General features: G+C 67.2%; 19 protein-coding genes. 15 read left to right on the top strand and 4 right to left on the bottom strand.

What is annotated here, in order from left to right; all coding sequences use genetic code 11:
* Nucleotide 1: 1 nt before the first annotated feature.
* From NO878_RS11090 to NO878_RS11075, 4 genes are all read left to right on the top strand, one after another.
* A complete protein-coding gene (locus NO878_RS11090; protein ID WP_256406059.1) occupies nt 2-1,060 on the top strand; it encodes a Brp/Blh family beta-carotene 15,15'-dioxygenase in 1,059 nt (352 codons plus the stop codon).
* A gap of 34 nt (nt 1,061-1,094) precedes the next feature.
* Nucleotides 1,095-1,784 carry a V-type ATP synthase subunit D gene (locus NO878_RS11085; protein ID WP_256406058.1) on the top strand — a complete coding sequence of 230 codons (690 nt, stop codon included), beginning with the start codon at nt 1,095-1,097 and terminating at the stop codon, nt 1,782-1,784.
* A gap of 131 nt (nt 1,785-1,915) precedes the next feature.
* Nucleotides 1,916-2,251 carry a hypothetical protein gene (locus NO878_RS11080; RefSeq protein ID WP_256406057.1) on the top strand — a complete coding sequence of 112 codons (336 nt, stop codon included), beginning with the start codon at nt 1,916-1,918 and terminating at the stop codon, nt 2,249-2,251.
* A gap of 120 nt (nt 2,252-2,371) precedes the next feature.
* Complete coding sequence (locus NO878_RS11075; RefSeq protein WP_256406056.1) at nt 2,372-2,764, top strand: DUF6276 family protein; 393 nt, start codon at nt 2,372-2,374, stop codon at nt 2,762-2,764.
* Here the strand turns inward: NO878_RS11075 and NO878_RS11070 are convergent.
* Nucleotides 2,761-3,987: a glycosyltransferase family 87 protein gene (locus NO878_RS11070; RefSeq protein ID WP_256406055.1), complete on the bottom strand. Its 1,227-nt coding sequence runs from the start codon at nt 3,985-3,987 to the stop codon at nt 2,761-2,763. The genes NO878_RS11075 and NO878_RS11070 overlap by 4 nt on opposite strands.
* A 40-nt stretch (nt 3,988-4,027) precedes the next feature.
* The gene (gene prf1 / locus NO878_RS11065) at nt 4,028-5,272 is read right to left on the bottom strand and encodes a peptide chain release factor aRF-1 (RefSeq protein WP_256406054.1); all 1,245 of its coding nucleotides are present in this window, start codon (nt 5,270-5,272) and stop codon (nt 4,028-4,030) included.
* Between the two features lie 103 nt (nt 5,273-5,375).
* On the opposite strand from prf1, the gene NO878_RS11060 reads away from it, so the two are divergent.
* The 5 genes from NO878_RS11060 to NO878_RS11040 all read left to right on the top strand — a co-directional run bounded on the left by NO878_RS11060 (nt 5,376) and on the right by NO878_RS11040 (nt 9,434).
* Nucleotides 5,376-6,275, top strand: coding sequence for a nucleotide-binding protein (locus tag NO878_RS11060; protein ID WP_256406053.1), 900 nt, complete (start codon nt 5,376-5,378; stop codon nt 6,273-6,275).
* Nucleotides 6,276-6,313: 38 nt separating this feature from the next.
* Entirely contained in the window at nt 6,314-6,442 is a 129-nt protein-coding gene (locus NO878_RS11055) for a hypothetical protein (RefSeq protein WP_256406052.1), read from the top strand.
* 121 nt (nt 6,443-6,563) lie between these two features.
* Entirely contained in the window at nt 6,564-7,280 is a 717-nt protein-coding gene (locus NO878_RS11050) for a CTP-dependent riboflavin kinase (protein ID WP_256406051.1), read from the top strand.
* Nucleotides 7,277-7,966, top strand: coding sequence for a 3,4-dihydroxy-2-butanone-4-phosphate synthase (gene ribB, locus NO878_RS11045; protein ID WP_256406050.1), 690 nt, complete (start codon nt 7,277-7,279; stop codon nt 7,964-7,966). The genes NO878_RS11050 and ribB overlap by 4 nt, the downstream gene beginning before the upstream one ends.
* Before the next feature lie 520 nt (nt 7,967-8,486).
* The gene (locus NO878_RS11040; RefSeq protein ID WP_256406049.1) at nt 8,487-9,434 is read left to right on the top strand and encodes a branched-chain amino acid transaminase; all 948 of its coding nucleotides are present in this window, start codon (nt 8,487-8,489) and stop codon (nt 9,432-9,434) included.
* Here NO878_RS11040 and NO878_RS11035 read toward each other — a convergent pair.
* On the bottom strand, nt 9,431-10,084 hold the full coding sequence (locus NO878_RS11035; RefSeq protein WP_256406048.1) for a DUF502 domain-containing protein: 654 nt from the start codon (nt 10,082-10,084) through the stop codon (nt 9,431-9,433). The two genes, NO878_RS11040 and NO878_RS11035, sit on opposite strands and share 4 nt — an antisense overlap.
* A gap of 91 nt (nt 10,085-10,175) precedes the next feature.
* Between NO878_RS11035 and NO878_RS11030 the strand changes: the two genes are divergently transcribed.
* The 4 genes from NO878_RS11030 to NO878_RS11015 all read left to right on the top strand — a co-directional run bounded on the left by NO878_RS11030 (nt 10,176) and on the right by NO878_RS11015 (nt 13,099).
* Nucleotides 10,176-10,718, top strand: a complete 543-nt coding sequence (locus NO878_RS11030; RefSeq protein WP_256406047.1) for a CDP-2,3-bis-(O-geranylgeranyl)-sn-glycerol synthase — start codon at nt 10,176-10,178, stop codon at nt 10,716-10,718.
* Between the two features lie 46 nt (nt 10,719-10,764).
* On the top strand, nt 10,765-11,286 hold the full coding sequence (pyrE, locus tag NO878_RS11025; RefSeq protein ID WP_256406046.1) for an orotate phosphoribosyltransferase: 522 nt from the start codon (nt 10,765-10,767) through the stop codon (nt 11,284-11,286).
* A 91-nt stretch (nt 11,287-11,377) separates the two neighbouring features.
* Complete coding sequence (locus tag NO878_RS11020) at nt 11,378-12,778, top strand: NCS2 family permease (RefSeq protein WP_256406045.1); 1,401 nt, start codon at nt 11,378-11,380, stop codon at nt 12,776-12,778.
* 60 nt (nt 12,779-12,838) lie between these two features.
* The gene (locus tag NO878_RS11015; RefSeq protein WP_256406044.1) at nt 12,839-13,099 is read left to right on the top strand and encodes a glutathione S-transferase N-terminal domain-containing protein; all 261 of its coding nucleotides are present in this window, start codon (nt 12,839-12,841) and stop codon (nt 13,097-13,099) included.
* A 6-nt stretch (nt 13,100-13,105) separates the two neighbouring features.
* Here NO878_RS11015 and NO878_RS11010 read toward each other — a convergent pair whose 3' ends face one another.
* Complete coding sequence (locus tag NO878_RS11010; RefSeq protein ID WP_256406043.1) at nt 13,106-14,077, bottom strand: transcriptional regulator; 972 nt, start codon at nt 14,075-14,077, stop codon at nt 13,106-13,108.
* A gap of 140 nt (nt 14,078-14,217) precedes the next feature.
* Here NO878_RS11010 and NO878_RS11005 point away from each other — a divergent pair, with 140 nt between their 5' ends.
* Together NO878_RS11005 and NO878_RS11000 are read left to right on the top strand one after the other, a co-directional pair.
* Nucleotides 14,218-15,486 carry a TiaS agmantine-binding domain-containing protein gene (locus tag NO878_RS11005; RefSeq protein ID WP_256406042.1) on the top strand — a complete coding sequence of 423 codons (1,269 nt, stop codon included), beginning with the start codon at nt 14,218-14,220 and terminating at the stop codon, nt 15,484-15,486.
* A 92-nt stretch (nt 15,487-15,578) separates the two neighbouring features.
* Complete coding sequence (locus NO878_RS11000) at nt 15,579-15,830, top strand: DUF7511 domain-containing protein (RefSeq protein ID WP_256406041.1); 252 nt, start codon at nt 15,579-15,581, stop codon at nt 15,828-15,830.
* The last annotated feature ends 47 nt before the right edge of the window (nt 15,831-15,877 follow it).

Genomic DNA, 15,877 nt, shown 5'->3' with positions numbered 1-15,877 from the left:
CGTGAGGGAATCGCAGTCGGTGTCGACCCCGGATCTGGCGGCGTTCATGCGCACCGTGGGCTGTTGGCCCGCCTGGGTCGTCGTCGGAGTCCTAACCCTCGGGGTCGGTCTCGCGTCGGCAGTCGGCGTGGAGGCGTCGCTACCACCGGTCGTGCGCTATCTCCCGCTGGCCGCGAGCCTCCTGCTGTTCGGGTTGCCACACGGTGCCGTAGACCACCTAGCGCCGGCGCGGGCCGCGGGGCAGGCGCCGACCGTCCGGTCGATGGCGGCGGTTGGTCTCGGCTACCTCCTGCTCGGGGGTGCCTACACCGTGCTGTGGGTCGTCGCGCCGGCCGCGTCGGCCGCGCTCTTCGTCGGCCTGACGTGGTTCCACTGGGGCCAGGGTGACCTCTACGCGCTCGACGTGCTGGGGGGAGATCATCTAGAGAGCGCGGGCGTGCGCGCGGGAACGTTGCTCGTCCGGGGTGGCCTGCCGATGCTAGTTCCCCTGCTTCGCTACCCCGAGCGCTACCGCGCGGTGATCGACGCGTGGGTGGCGCTGTTCGGCCGCGGCCTCGATGCGGCGTGGCTGACCGCGCCCGACGTGCGTCTTGGACTCGGAGTCGGGTTCGCGGCCCTGACCGTAGGGACGCTCTTGGCGGGCTATCGGAGCGACGACGCGGGGTGGCGCCGCGACGCCGCCGAGACGGGACTCCTGTGGGCGTACTTCTTGCTCGTCCCACCGCTCGTCGCCGTCGGGGTGTACTTCTGTGTCTGGCACTCGCTTCGGCACATCGTCCGGCTGGTCGGGGTGGACGAAGGGGCACGGAGCGCGCTCGCGACGGGTGGCCCGGTCGCGGCGCTCCGACGGACGGGCCGAGACGCCGTTCCGCTGACCGCCGTGTCTGTCGTCTTGCTCGTCGGCGTCGGCGTCGTCGCCGGGGTAGACACCGCTCCCGAGACACTGGCGGCGCTGTATCTGGTCTTCATCGCCGTGTTGACGCTACCACACGTCGTCGTGGTGGCGTGGATGGATCGAACGGAGCGAAAGGGGCTGGGCTGGCGGTCTGCCGAACAGTAAAAGGATAAGAGGTTCGGTCCACAACCATTCCCCAATGGCCGAGGACGTCAAACCCACTCGCAAGAACCTCATGGCTATCGAGGACCGGATCGAACTCTCCGAGCGGGGACACGACACGCTCGAACAGAAGCGGGACGGCCTCATCATGGAGTTCATGGACATCCTGGATCAGGCCCAGGACATCCGCGAAGACCTCGACGCAAATTACGAGACGGCACAGCGGAAGATCAACATGGCGCGGGCGATGGAAGGCGACGTCGCTGTCCGTGGCGCCGCCGCGGCGCTCAAGGAGCACCCGGAGATCACCACCCAGTCGAAGAACATCATGGGCGTGGTCGTGCCACAGATCGAGTCCTCGCGGGTGCGAAAGAGCCTCGATCAGCGTGGCTACGGCCTGCTCGGCTCCTCGGCCCGCATCGACGAGGCGGCCGACGCCTACGAGGAACTCCTCGAATCGATCATCCTCGCCGCCGAGGTGGAGACGGCGATGAAGAAGATGCTGACCGAAATCGAGACCACCAAGCGCCGCGTCAACGCACTCGAGTTCAAGCTTCTGCCCGACCTCCACGAGAACAAGGAGTATATCGAGCAAAAGCTGGAGGAACAGGAGCGCGAGGAGATTTTCCGCCTGAAGAAGATCAAGGCGAAGAAAGAAGAGGAGGAAAGCGAGGCGGCGGCCACCGAGGCCGAGAGCGAACTCGAAGTCGTCGAAGTCGGCGACTGACGGCGAGAGGCACCTGCCGCGCTACCGAAGCGTCCGCGGGTCCCAGGCTCGAAGCGCGCGCCGGTGGACGATTTCGAAACACCCCGTAGCGGCAATAACACTTATTCCATCGACTGCTCGATACGTATGGGATGGATACAGTGGACCTGGTCGGGGAGGTGTCGCCCTCGTGGTCGGTCGAACGGCGCGACGTACACCTCTGGTCGCTCGTGATCGCCGCGATGCTGGCAGACATCGGACTGACGGTCTACGGGTTGCAACAGGGATTGCTCGAACGCAACCCGATCCTGTTGTTCGGTCTCGACGTGTTCGGGTACGCCGCCCTCGCGTTCATCAAGGTGCCGGCGCTGGTGATTGGGGTCACCGGCTGGTTTCTGTTGCCGACCCCCTCCGGTCGACTCACGCTCGTGGCCTTGGCCGTTCCGTGGATCGGTGCCGTCGGCGTCAACCTCTGGCTCATCCTCTGAGGACCGACGCTTTTCCGTCCAGCGCGCGGAGAAGGAGAACGTGAACGACGGCACCAATCCGACCGCAGGCGGTGAGCCGGGACGACGACGGCGGTGGCCGTCCCCGTCGGAGGGGCCGAGATGACGTGTCCGGCCTGTGGCGGCGAAACGCTCGCCTTCCCCGTGCCAGCGACGCTCAACGATCACGCGCCAGGTGGGGGCGAGCGGGCTGTCGTCTGTACGACCTGTCTGCGAACGCACGCGACCGACAGCGTCATCGACGAGAACCCGGACTTCTCGACGATTCACGCCACTTTCCCGAGCGGTGAGGCGGGCGCGGCGCTGTCGCTCGCGCTCGGCTTGCTGGACTCGCTTGCCCTCCGTCGGGACGCCGTCGACGACTGCTGTGCCTACGCCGAACGGGCGGGGGCGGACGTCCTGTTGACGCTCGACCGACTGGCGGGCGACGAGGCGGTCGATCCGTACGTCGACCTCAACCGTCGCCGCCGGCAGTTGGCCGAACTCCTCCGCTAGTCCTCGTGTCGGCCGACCGCGGGCACGAGCGAGTGCACCCCGCCGAGGTCAGCGGCGGCGGCGACGCGGACGGCCGCGAGGCCGACGAGCAGGAGATTTCCCCAGAGCCCGGGCTGGATGAGGAGACCGGGGACCCACTCGGGGGTCAGGGTGCCGGCCGCCCGGAGTCCGTAGGAGTGAACGTGAAGCAGGAGGAGGCCGACGACAGGGAGGGTCGGGCGACCGTCGGGGCGGTCCAGTTCGGCGGCCAAGAGCAGGATTCCGGCGGGGAGGGCGGCGGCGAAGTAGTAGGTGTAGGTCAGCGGCGCGAGTAGCGGGACGGCGGCGAAGCCGAGGGCGGTGAGCTCGCGGACGGCGTCGGCGGGCGCCCGGAGAGCGCCGGCGACGATGGCGAGACTGGCGAGGAGGCGGAGCGCCAGGCTGTACGGCACGCCGTACAGCGGGCGGTAGTACGGCGGGAGCCAGATGCGCGGAGACCGGGCGACACGTCCCGTTTCGATGCCCCAGGCCAGTACGTCCAAGAAGGTCCGGTGGGCCTCGACGCCGAACAGCAAAATCGAGAGCGCGAGAAGGGCGAGGCCGCCGGCGACGGCGCCGACGAAGCGATCACGGTCGCCGAGCAGGTGGGCACCGGCAGGTGCGTAGGGAAGTTTGACCACGCCACAGCAGGCGGTGAGCCCGCCGGCGAGCCGTGAGCGGCCCCGAAGCGACGCCGAGGCGGCGAGAGTGAGGAGGGCGGCGAGACCGGCGGCGGTCTGTCCGAGCTTCACTGCGAGGAAGACCGGCTGGAAGCCAGCGACGAGTGGGAGGAGCGCGACCCGTTCCCAGCGCCGGAGCGTGACACCGAGGGCACCGACGAGGCGCTGGATCGCGGCCCAGAGGAAAAGGACCGTACAGGCCGTCCACAGGATGGCGGCAGGCCGGAAGCCGAAAGCGAGGCGGAAGGGGGCGAGCGCGAGAATTGCGATTGGGGGATAGAGGTAACTACCGTGGTATCCGCCGCTCTCGTTTCGGACGTAGAGGGAGTCGCCGGCGACCCAGCGGTCGACGGCGTTGGCGTAGGCGCCGAAGTCCCAGAAGCCGAAGCGGGGGGCGACGCCGACCGACTGGAGATACCAGTCGACGGCGGGGTAGGTCGCCAGCGCGAGAACGAGGAGGAGGGAGGCGACGACGAAAAGAGGGGTGTCGTCGCGCCGGGCGAGCAGTCGGCGGAGGAGCGACATGCGGTGGGGGCTGGAACGGCGACGATCAAAAGGGCCGCGATCAGATGCCGGTGGAGTACCGCAGGATGCCGGCGACGCCGCCGAAGGCGTCGTAGAGCTGTTCGCCCTTCTCGAAGTCGGTGCTGATGAACTTCGTCTCGGTGCCGCGCTGTCCGGCGATGGTCATCAGGTGTTCGATCACGTCCTCGCGTTCCTGCACCTCGGCCTCGCTCCCGTCGTCGCACTCGTGGTCGGGTGTCGAGTGACGACGGTCGATCACCTCGAACTCCTCGACGCCGTCGCAGTCGAAGACGACCACGTCCTTGCGGAGGTCCTCGCTGATGAGCAGGCGGTCGACAGAGCCCATGACGAGGTTCCGGCGGGTCTGTTCGAACCCGTAGGTGGCAAGGTCACCGGAGTGGAGGTTCTCGAAGAACTCCTCCATCTGCACCTTGTCCTTCATGATCTCCTGGTCGGCGAGGACGTCCTGTGCGGCGTCGACCAGGTCGTAGAGACCGGACTCGTCGGTGTAGGACACGTCGAACTTGCCGACGACGTGGTCCTGAAGTTCGTGGTGGAGGTAGTCGCCGTCGAGGAATTCGTCTTTGGTCGGCGAGGGACCGCCGACGAGGATGCCGTCCAGGTCGTGACGCTCCGGCACGAACAGGTCGTTGGCCATCTCCGCCACCTCCTGGTAGAAGTTGTCGATAGCCTCGAGTCGGAGGCGGGCGAACCGCTGGGCGGACTGGCCACCCTTCCGTTGTTTGCCGGGAACGAGCGAGGAGGCGCTCTTGACGGGGTCGACCCGCTTGCCTTTCAGCCAGCCGACGTTCGCCTCGCGGCGGTCGAGGACGATGAGGCCGAACAGCCCCTTATCCGAGAGCATCGACTCCAGGGGTTCGGTGAGGAAATCTGAGTCACAGTGGTAGCGAAAGGACTGAATCGGGTCTGGCGGACTCTCCAGGACCTTCGTCACCATGTCGGTCTGGCCGCCGCCGGCGTCGACGGCGCCGCTGAAGATCACGATACCGTTCTCCGGTGGGAAGGTGTCGTAGTATCGGAGACGATCCTTGATACTCGTCAGCGCGTCCTGGACGTTGGTTCGGGTCTGTTTCGACTTGATGTTGCTGGCCTCGGAGTGTTCCTGGGTGACGTGGGCGACGACGGAGGAAATCTGCTTGTCCGGCGGGATGTAGATGGTGACGAGTTGGGTGCCGGAGCCCTCGTACTCCTTCAGGTCCTCGATGACCTTCCGGAACTCGTATTTCCGACGGTCGTCGTCGGCGTCCTGCGTGTCGGTACTCATTGGTGCTTCTAGCCCCGTCCGCGGCTAAGTAACCTTTGACTGGGCCGGTCGGCGGACATCGGGGAGTAGAGTTATATGGCCGTCGGCGGAGGTTCACCACGAGATGACCCGGGTGTACGCAGTCGCCAGCGGGAAAGGCGGCGTCGGCAAGACCACGACGGTGGCAAACCTCGGGGCCGTCCTCGCCGAGGCGGGACACGAGGCGGTGGTCGTGGACGTCGACCTCGGGATGGGGAACCTGGCGGGCGTGCTCGGCATCGACGCTGGCGCGGGCGAAACACTCAACGATGCACTCGCGGGGACGGCAGAGGTTAGTGAGACCGTCCGCGAGGGTCCCGCCGGCCTGTCTGTCCTCCCGGCGTCGGACGCGCTCGATGACTTCGGGAAGGCCGATCCAACGGGGTTGCCGGCGGTTCTCGACGCCCTTGACGCGGACGTGGTGTTGCTCGACACCTCTGCAGGGCTGAGCCACGACAGCGTCGAACCGCTTCGGGTCGCCGACGAGGTAGTGTTGGTGTCGACGGCCGAGCGAGGCGCTATTGGCGACACCGCGAAGACAAGCGAGGTGGCAGACCGGGTCGGCACACCCGTAATGGGGGTCGTGGTGACCCGGACGACCGCCGAGACGGACGCCGAATCGGTCGGTGAGCGACTCGGCGTCGAACTCCTGGAGTCGATCCCCGACGATCCGGCCGTGGCGGCCGCCGCGGCGGACGGAACGCCACTGGTCACCGCCGCCCCGGCCGCGCCGGCGACGGCTGCGTACCGTCGGCTCGCGGCCGCGCTGACCGGAGACGACTCGATCACCGCGACGGCCGACGAACCGGCGTCGACCACAGGTCCCGCGGCTGTCGCCGACGCAGAGGCGGTGGCCGAGGGCGACGAAGCCCTCGACGGTGGGACGGAGGCGGACGACGAATCGGCGGAAGGCATCGACACCGGATCGGAGGAGGGCGACGACGCGAACGAACGGACCGGATTCCTCCGCTGGCTCCTCGGATAAACGGGAAACCCTTTGGGACATCGGATACACGGGTCGGTATGGCAGAGTCGAATACGATCCCGTTCTGGTGGGTACTGCTATTCCTGTTGCTCTCGCTGGGTATCGGCGCGTTGGCGGTGTCGAGCATCGGGGGATCGCTGATCGCCGGCGTCGTCCTCCCGGTGTGACGACGGGCGCGGGACGCTGACCCGCGGCCGGAGACCGACATACTCGCGCCGCCAACCATCACGAATATGTTATGCATACCGGATTCGGTGTGCTTATAGGCGGCGAGCGACAAACTGCGGTATGGCAGAGAGCGCAGCGGCGTCGTCGGTGAGCCACGACGAACTCGCCGCCCTGAAGCGGATCGGTCTCGACGGCGGGCTCTCGGGACGGGCGAAAGTCTCGTGTTCTGGACTGGCCGAGCGACTCGACGCGTCGGCACAGACCGCCTCCCGCCGCCTCCAGCGACTGGACGAGGCGGGGTTACTCGACCGGGAGATGCTGGCCGACGGCCAGTTGGTGACACTCACCGACGCGGGGGTGACGGCGTTACGGCGCGAGTACGCCGACTACCGGCGACTGTTCGAGGACGGCGCGACGCTGTCACTCAACGGAACCGTCACGAGCGGCATGGGTGAGGGGCGTCACTACATCTCGCTGTCGGGCTACATGCGCCAGTTCCGCGAGCGACTCGGGTACGAGCCGTTTCCCGGCACGCTCAACGTCGAGTTGACGGCCGAGAGCGTCCGCTCCCGTGGAGAGATGGACGCACTCGAAACGGGGACGACCCGCATCGACGGTTGGGAGGACGGCGACCGAACCTTCGGGCCGGCGACGTGTTACGCCGCTCGGGTCGACGCCGACACGAACTCGTACGAGGGCGCACACGTCATCGTCCCGGATCGGACCCACCACGACGAGACACAACTCGAACTCATCGCTCCGGTGAAGCTTCGCGACGAACTCGGCCTCGACGACGGCGACACACTGACCGTCCGTCTGGGGGGCGAAGACGCGTGACCGTCCAGGGTCAGGAGGAGTCAACGGAACCGGACCGGGACGCACTCGACCGCGCCGTCGCGGCGTTTCGTGCCGGCAACCCGGTGCTCGTCCACGACGCCGACGACCGTGAGGGCGAGACGGACCTGCTTTACCCCGCGAGTGCAGTGACCCCGGCCGCGATGAGTCGCCTCCGAAACGACGGCGGCGGCCTCGTGTTCGTCGCACTTCCCGACGCCGTCGCCGAGCGGTTCGACCTCCCGTTCCTCCACGAGGTGCTCGACCACCCGGCGAACGACCACAGCGACCTGGAGTACGACGCCCACCCCTCGTTCTCGCTGACGGTCAACCACCGGGACGGGTTCACCGGGATCACCGACGACGACCGGGCGCTGACCATCCGCCGTCTGGGCGAGGTGAGCGACGATGCAGGCTACGGAGTCGCCGCCTTTGCCGAGGAGTTCCGCACGCCCGGACACGTCCACCTGCTACGCGCGGCCCCGGGTCTCCTCGCCGAGCGCCGCGGCCACACCGAACTCGGCGTGGCGCTGGCTCGCGAGGCCGGCGTCGCCCCCGCAGTCGCCGGGTGTGAGATGCTCGACGACGAGACGGGCGGGGCGCTCTCGACCGCCGACGCCCGAGCCTACGCCCGAGAACACGGCGTGCCGTTCGTCGAGGGCGCGACGCTCGTGGACGTACTCGCCTGAATCGTCGACCGGCGGGCATCGGACACACGCAGGGCTATCGAACCAAGCGCGCCCGCGCCGCACAGTTATCAGCGGACGGCGACGACGGCGACTCCGGATCGCTAGGTACAGAGGAGTGAGAGGCGACGATGGCGCATTCGGGGGCGGGGGCAGTCTGACCCCATGGCACAGAGTGAGACGTCATCCCGAGTGAGCCCCCGCCGGCATCGGCGGCCTCTCACACAGGTGATGTAATCGATATGCGTTAAAATTTCGTAAACTCATGACCAATAGTAAACCAATTGTGTTAGCCTCCGTCGGCCGCGAGGGTCGTGCCGGCCGTCCTGGGTGTCCCCCGCGAGGGTCGCTCGGCGGTCACGGCGGGTTACGGGGAACGCCCACGGGGTGATCGGAGCGTCCGCACGGAAACTGTTAAGAGCGGATTGGGACAAATTACACTAACGTATGTTGTTCGATACGACGACTTCTCGCGACGGGATTCGGACGGGACGTCCAAGCCGGCACACGGAGGGTGCGTGAGATGGGATTCGACGAGATGCGTGAGGCCGGCGACGTCGATACCATCTGGATGGACGGCGAGTTCGTCGATTGGGACGACGCCCAGATTCACGTGCTCACCCACGGCCTGCACTACGGCACGGGAATCTTCGAGGGAGTCCGCTGTTACGACACCGAGAAGGGACCGGCCATCTTCCGCTGGGAGGAGCATCTGGATCGGTTCTATCAGTCGGGGAAGCCGTACAACCTAGAGATTCCCTTCGACCGCGAGGAACTGACCGAGGCGACGGCGGAACTCATCCGCCGTCAGGACCTTCCCTCCTGTTATATCCGCCCGATAGCGTACTACGGCTATGACATGCTGGGACTGAGTCCCGAGACCTGTCCCGAACAGGTGGCCATCGCTGTCTGGCCCTGGGGGGCCTATCTCGGTGAGGACGCCCTAGAGCAGGGCGTCGAGGTTACGGTGTCGTCGTGGCAGAAGTACTCCTCGGCACAGATTCCGACCAACGCCAAGACGACGGGGCCGTACGTCAACAGCGTGCTGGCGAGTCTGGAGGCGAAACGCGAGGGTTACACCGAGGCCCTCCTCCTGAACAGCGAGGGCAACGTCGCCGAGGGACCGGGCGAGAACCTGTTTCTCGTCCGTGACGACGAAATCTACACCCCCGGACTCGCCGAGGGAATCCTCGACGGCATCACCCGGAACACCGTCGTCACGCTCGCACGCGAACAGGGCTACACCGTCCACGACGACGCGACGATCAGCCGCGGCGAACTCAACACCGCCGACGAACTGTTCTTCTCGGGCACCGCGGCGGAGGTCACACCGATCCGCAAGGTCGACAACGTCGTCATCGGAGAGGGGAGCCGCGGTCCGGTGACCGCCGACATCCAACAGGCGTTTTTCGACCTGGTCGAACGCCGCACCGACGCCCACGAGGACTGGTTCACGTACGTCGACGCCTAGTCGGGATCACCGCTTCCGTCGGTCGACACGTCGGTCCCCGCGTCGCTCTCACGACCGGCGTCCGCCACCGCCTCCTCGACGGGGACCTCGACCCCCTGGGCGTGTTCGTCCTCGGCGAACCCGGCGCTGAGGATGCGCGTCAGCGCCTCCTCGACGCTCTCTCCGGTCTCCTCGATCCGGTCGGGCGCCACCTCGATGACGAAGCCGGTGGTGATGTTGGGGGCGGTGGGCATAAACAGGACGACCTTGCCATCGGCGGTGGTCTGTCCGGTCTTGAACGCCGTCATGTTGATCCCGGGCCAAGTCTCCAGTCGTACCGGCTTCTGGAGGTCCTCGGTTCCGGTGAGTGCCGTCTCGACCGCGAGCTTCGAGGCGTTGTAGAGCACCCGGATCAGTGGGACGTGGTTCATCGCGCTGTCGAGGCCGCGCTCGAACAGGCGGCCGACGGTGGTCCGCATCAGGTAACCAACCGACAGCACCAGCATGACGAACACGACGATGGCCACGGGGACGCCGTAGTACGGCGGGAGCGTCCGGACGACCGGCAGTTCCGCGACCTTGGCGTACAGCCAGTTGAGGACAAAGAGGGTGACGAGGATGGGGACGAGGACCACCAGTCCGCTGGCGACGTCGCGTCTCCACGAGGACATTACCGGAGGATGGAGTGCCGGGGTCTTCAGCGTGTCTACGTCGGGCTGCGAACCGCCGGAGCTTTTGCCCCCCCAGCCACCTACGGACGGTATGGTCGTCTCGCTCGTCGCGGGCGCGCTCTGGGCGATGTTACCGGCGTACGTCCCGAACAACGTCGCGGTGCTTGCGGGCGGTGGCCGCCCCATCGACGGCGGGCGGACGGTCGACGGCCGGCGTCTGCTCGGCGACGGCAAAACGTGGCGCGGCACGGCGGCCGGGACGACTGCGGGCGTCGCGCTGGCGCTGGGACTCGATGCCGCCCGGCCGAGCGTCGCCGCGGCACTCGGGGCTTCGCTCCCGGCCTTCCCGCTCCGGGCGGCGGTCGGGCTGGCGCTCGGCGCGATGCTCGGTGATATCGGGGCCTCGTTCGTCAAGCGACGTCTCGACCGCGAGCGTGGTGCGGCCGTCCCGGGACTGGACCAACTCGACTTCGTCGTCGGGGCGCTCGCACTGGCAGCGCTTCTCGAACCCGCGTGGACGCTCGCGACGTTCTCGCCCGCGCGCCTGGCGGTGGTCCTGATCGCCACGCCCCTCCTCCATGTCACGACCAACGCTGGGGCGTACCTCTTGGGGCTGAAGTCGGAGCCGTGGTAAGCGGGGACCGTCCCGTTTATGTCCGTTCGCGGCCCGGATCACGGCAATGGCTGACCAGGATCTCATCGCGGCGCTCCGGGACGCGGACGCCGTCAAGTTCGGCGAATTCGAACTCTCCCACGGCGGGACGAGCGACTACTACGTCGACAAGTATCTCTTCGAGACCGACCCCGAGTGTCTGCGGCGCATCGCGACAGCCTTCGCCGCGCGGATCGACGAGCCGAAACTCGCGGGCGTCGCCCTCGGCGCAGTGCCGCTGGTGGCGGTGACGAGTGCCGAGACCGACCGGCCCTACGTCATCGCCCGCAAGGAGGCAAAGGAGTACGGGACGGGCAACCGCATCGAGGGCCGTCTCGACGACGGCGAGCGCGTGGTCGTCCTCGAGGATATCGCCACGACGGGCAAGAGCGCACTGGACGCCGTCGAGGCGCTCCGGGCAGCCGGCGCCGTCGTCGACCGAGTGCTGGTGGTCGTCGACCGAGGAGAGGGCGCGAGCGAACTCTTGGCCGACCACGGAATCGACCTCGACGCCCTGCTGACCGCCGACGACCTGCTCGGCGAAGAGTGAGAACCGCCAGCGGGTATCGACGTTCGTTCGGCTTTCGCGGATGAGGCATGCCAAACGTTAAGTTATACATCCCGGATACGCTGTGGTATAGATGGCGCTGAGCGATTCGCTGTCGAACTACTTCGCACTCGAGGAGCACGGAACAGATCTCCGGACGGAGATCATCGCGGGGATCACTACCTTTCTGACGATGTCGTACATCGTGGTGGTGAACCCGAGTATTCTCGCCGGCATCCCCGGCGAGAAGCCCGGGATCATCGTCCAAGGATACAGCCCGCCGGAGGTACAGTCGATGCTCGCGGTGGTTACCATCATTGCGGCGGCGACGGCGACGCTCGTCATGGCATTTTACGCGAACCGTCCATTCGGACAGGCGCCGGGTCTCGGGCTGAACGCCTTCTTTGCGTTCACCGTCGTCGGGGCGCTCGGTATTCCCTGGCAAACCGCGCTCGCGGCCGTCGTCGTCGAGGGAATCGTCTTTATTCTCCTCACCGCCGTCGGCGCCCGCGAGTACGTCATCCGGGCGTTCCCCGAACCGGTCAAGTTCGCCGTCGGTACCGGGATCGGCCTCTTTCTGGCCATCATCGGGTTACAGGCGATGGGCATCGTCGTCGACGACCCCGCGACGCTCGTACAGTTAGGGGCAGTCGCCTCCGATCCCGTCGCCATCGTCTCCATCGTCGGTCTCCTCTTTACCTTCGCGCTCTATGCCCGCGGGATCAAGGGTTCTATCGTCCTCGGCATCGTCGCCACCGCTGCCATGGGCTGGGTCGTTGCCAACGCCGGGGTCGTCGGGAGCGATGCCGCCGGCCGACTCGTCGCCGGCGGTCCGAGCGCCACCTACGACATCACGCCGCTGGCCGGCGCGTTCGTCTCGGGGCTGGCAGACATCGAGGCGTTCACCTTCGCGCTGGTCGTCTTCACGTTCTTCTTCGTCGACTTCTTCGACACTGCCGGCACGCTCACCGGCGTCGCACAGATTGCCGGCTTCCTCGACGACGACGGTAACCTACCCGACATCGACAAGCCACTGATGGCCGACGCCGTCGGCACGACGGTGGGAGGAATGCTCGGCACGTCGACGGTGACGACGTACGTCGAGTCGGCCGCCGGCGTCGAGGAGGGCGGGCGGACCGGCATGACCGCGTTCGTGGTCGCCCTGCTCTTTCTTGGGTCGCTCGCGGTCGTCCCGCTGGCGGCGGCGATTCCCCTCTATGCCTCTCACATCGCCCTCGTCGTCATCGGGGTCGTCATGCTCGGCAACGTCGTCGACATCGCGTGGGACGACCTCTCCTATGCGATTCCCGCGGGGATGACCATCCTCGTCATGCCGCTGACCTACTCCATCGCGACGGGCATCGCGGCCGGTATCGTCACCTACCCGATAGTGAATGCCGCCCGCGGCGAGTGGGATGACATCCGGCCTGGGCACTGGGCGCTTGCCGCCGCGTTCGTCCTGTACTACGTCGTGCGGACGAACACGCTCGCGTAGCGACGCCGACGGCGCACACGCCCGCCGCCCTCAAGTTCCCCGAAGCCATACAGTTGCGTGATGTCGAACCTCGAACTCTACGAGCTGCCCGGCTGTCCCTACTGCGCGAAGGTAATCGAGAAACTCGACGAACTCGACCTGGAGTACGTCTCTCACGAGGTCCCCCGATCCCACTCGGAGCGGACCGAAGTCGAAGCGGTAAGCGGTCAGACTGGCGTCCCGGTCCTCGTCGATCCGGACCACGAGGTCGAAGGGATGCCCGAGAGTGACGATATCGTCGCGTACTTAGAGAAGACCTACGGCGCCCGTGCGGAGAACTGACGGCGATTAGCTCTCGGCCGGCGCTCTGGCGCGTTCGAGGATCAGATCCCGCAGGTCCTCGGCGTCCCGGAGTGCGGCGAGTTCGTCCTCGCTCACGAGCGCCGTCCCCTCGACAGCGTCTCGCTTCTCGCGTTCCTCGGTGACGTACACGGCGCGGGTCTGTGTCACCTCCCCGATTGAGGACATGATCCGGGCGCGCTTCTCGGCGCTTCGGGTGAACGCGGAGTGCCCGGTGAGCAGGTTCGCGATTTCGCGGTCGCCGTCCTCGCTGACGGCCGAGAAGGGGGCGCGGTCCGTCGGGTGAACGGTAAAGCCGACGCGAGCGAGGACGGCGAGAACGTGGTCTGCCTCGGGGTCGAGGGCGGGATCTTCGGGGGTCGGATCAGCCTCGCGGACCCCTTCGGCACCCTCCATCACGTCCACGGGGTCGCTGAACGGCTGGTCGAAGAGTTCCTCGAGCTGGATGGCCACGTCGATACTGGCGTTCATGCCGTCCTCGTACTTCGAGACGGTCCGGCGCGAGACACCGAGTTCGGTCGCCAGCCGACCGAGACTCCAGCCGCGTTCCTCGCGTTCGTCCGCGAGCAGGTCGCCGTCGATGTTGACGTAGAGACCGCCGGGCGCCGCGTAGATGAGCGGCGAGACGTTCTCGACGAACAGGTCGAAGGCGGTATCGGGGTTGATCGCCGGAATGCCGTGCCGGAAGTACACCACCTCGGGTTTCAACTCCTCGTCGCGCGTCCGCAGCCCGATGACCAGCGGCGTCGCGGAGAGATACGACCCGAGCCGACGCATCTCGGTCGCCGTCGCAGCGTCGAGACCGTCGACGTTGGCGAGAATCTTCACCAACAGCAGGTCGTCGCCGTGACGAGCCGCCAGGTCGAAGCTCTTGGGGCGGATCGAACACCGGTCGCTCACCACGAATCCCGCGTCTTGGAGCATCGCAGTGATGTTTCCGACCAGTGCTGACCGTGACATACCGAAAGGTAAGCGTTCCGCGGCATATATAAGTTGTGTCGGAGATCCGGCCGCTGTCCGGCGATTGGGTGTCACACGGGGGGCGAGCCACAGTCCGACGACGCGAAACGGCTTTCAACGCCGCCCGGCGTATCGCCTCCGTGACACTCGTCGGCCTCGACGATACGGACTCCCGAGACAGAGGGATGTGTACGACCTACGTGGCGACCCGTCTCGCGGAGGCCATCGCGGACGCGGGTGGACGAGTCACCGAGCGACGACTGATCCGTCTCAACCCCGCCGTCGAGTGGAAGACCCGGGGCAACGCCGCCCTCTGTGTCGAGACCGACCTCGCACCCGACCGAACGGGCGCCCTCGCCGAGCGCCTGATCGACCGCTTCGCGGCGGTCGACGATCCGCGGACGAGTCCGGGCGTCGTCGTGGCACCGGGCGGGGCCGAGGCCGTCCCCGATCCAGTCGCCGCGTTCGCGCGCCGGGCGCTTCGCGAACGGGTCGACCCCGCGGATGCGCTGGCACTGATCGAGGACGCCGGCTACCGCCATCACGGATGGGCCGGGGGCCGGGGGCGAGTCGGCGCTCTCGCGGCCGTCGGCGCCGCCCAAGCCTTCGAAGACTGGACGTACGAACACATCGCCTACCGGGAACTGGATCGGTGTGGGACCGTCCGGACGGTCGATCACGACTCCGTGGTCGCGGCCGCGCAAGCGGCCTATCCCGACGCCTGGGACACCGTCGACCGGGTCGAGGACGAACTCGTCTGTGTCCCCGCGGCGCCCGGGCCGATCCTCTACGGAATCCGCGGTGACGACCCAGAGACGGTCCAGCGCGTGGCTGCCGCCATCGAGAGCGAACCCGTCGCCCGCACCGCCACCTTCGTGACCAACCAGGGGACCGACGCCCACCTGCGCCCGGGAACGGTCGGGACGGTCCAAGACGGACGGGCCTACCGGGTCGACGGCGTTGTCGACGAGGCCCCCGAGACGCGGGCTGGGGGGCATGTCCACCTGACGCTTTCCGAGGGCGACGACCGCCTCCCCTGCGTGGCGTTCGAACCCACCAAGCGATTCCGGGATCGGGTGCGTGCGCTTCGGGTCGGCGACCGCGTGACCGTCTGTGGCGAGGTGAGCGAGGGAACGCTCAAACTCGAGAAGTTCGCGGTCCGAGAGGCGGTGACGACCGAACGCGTCGTGCCGACGTGTCCGGACTGCGAGCGTTCGATGGAGAGCGCCGGCCGGGGGCAGGGCTACCGGTGCCGGGACTGCAAAACGACGGCCCCCGGCCGGGTCGAACGTGACCTCGACCGGCAACTCGATCCCGGGTGGTACGAGGTGCCACCCTGTGCACGCCGTCACGTCGCCAAACCGCTGATCCGGGGCGGGTTCGACGCGCCGATCCACCCCGAGCGCTGATCGTATACGGTAGCCATCCACGCTTCAACGAGTCGTTACCCGGTGGTAAGGAGCGAATAGCGAAGAGGGACGAAGCCAACGGTGGAGGTGATGTGTCAACGACCCACACCTCGTCGGGTGATCGGGCCGTGAGTTCGGCCGACGAGGACGACCGCCCGGCGGTAGTCGACAGCCCCGCACTCGACCGTTGGCCGACGTTCACGCTGGATCACACCGTCGAAGCCGTCGGGAGCGACGGGAGTCGGTGTACGATACACCCCTCGAACGTTCCCGAGGATCGCCGGCTCACGGCCTGGATCACGGCGACCGACGACGCCTTCGTCACGCTCGACGAAATCCGGTGAGACCCTCGTCACCGGCGACGGCCTCAGACCGCGGTGGCGAGGACGGG

The sequence above is a fragment of the Haloplanus ruber genome (genome assembly GCF_024494725.1).
GTDB classification, from domain to species: Archaea; Halobacteriota; Halobacteria; order Halobacteriales; family Haloferacaceae; genus Haloplanus; species Haloplanus ruber.
This window is presented reverse-complemented; position numbering and strand designations above follow the sequence as displayed.

Bases quoted from the DNA above. Each gene is read 5' to 3' on its own strand.
- NO878_RS11060 (WP_256406053.1), top strand. From the start codon at position 5,376: ATGACCCGGGTGTACGCAGTCGCCAGCGGGAAAGGCGGCGTCGGCAAG.
- pyrE (WP_256406046.1), top strand. From the start codon at position 10,765: ATGGCTGACCAGGATCTCATCGCGGCGCTCCGGGACGCGGACGCCGTC.
- NO878_RS11030 (WP_256406047.1), top strand. From the start codon at position 10,176: ATGGTCGTCTCGCTCGTCGCGGGCGCGCTCTGGGCGATGTTACCGGCG.
- NO878_RS11040 (WP_256406049.1), top strand. From the start codon at position 8,487: ATGGGATTCGACGAGATGCGTGAGGCCGGCGACGTCGATACCATCTGG.
- NO878_RS11050 (WP_256406051.1), top strand. From the start codon at position 6,564: ATGGCAGAGAGCGCAGCGGCGTCGTCGGTGAGCCACGACGAACTCGCC.
- prf1 (WP_256406054.1), bottom strand. From the start codon at position 5,272: ATGAGTACCGACACGCAGGACGCCGACGACGACCGTCGGAAATACGAG.
- NO878_RS11010 (WP_256406043.1), bottom strand. From the start codon at position 14,077: ATGTCACGGTCAGCACTGGTCGGAAACATCACTGCGATGCTCCAAGAC.
- NO878_RS11075 (WP_256406056.1), top strand. From the start codon at position 2,372: ATGACGTGTCCGGCCTGTGGCGGCGAAACGCTCGCCTTCCCCGTGCCA.
- NO878_RS11035 (WP_256406048.1), bottom strand. From the start codon at position 10,084: ATGTCCTCGTGGAGACGCGACGTCGCCAGCGGACTGGTGGTCCTCGTC.
- NO878_RS11020 (WP_256406045.1), top strand. From the start codon at position 11,378: ATGGCGCTGAGCGATTCGCTGTCGAACTACTTCGCACTCGAGGAGCAC.
- NO878_RS11085 (WP_256406058.1), top strand. From the start codon at position 1,095: ATGGCCGAGGACGTCAAACCCACTCGCAAGAACCTCATGGCTATCGAG.
- NO878_RS11080 (WP_256406057.1), top strand. From the start codon at position 1,916: ATGGATACAGTGGACCTGGTCGGGGAGGTGTCGCCCTCGTGGTCGGTC.
- NO878_RS11015 (WP_256406044.1), top strand. From the start codon at position 12,839: ATGTCGAACCTCGAACTCTACGAGCTGCCCGGCTGTCCCTACTGCGCG.
- NO878_RS11055 (WP_256406052.1), top strand. From the start codon at position 6,314: ATGGCAGAGTCGAATACGATCCCGTTCTGGTGGGTACTGCTATTCCTG.
- NO878_RS11070 (WP_256406055.1), bottom strand. From the start codon at position 3,987: ATGTCGCTCCTCCGCCGACTGCTCGCCCGGCGCGACGACACCCCTCTT.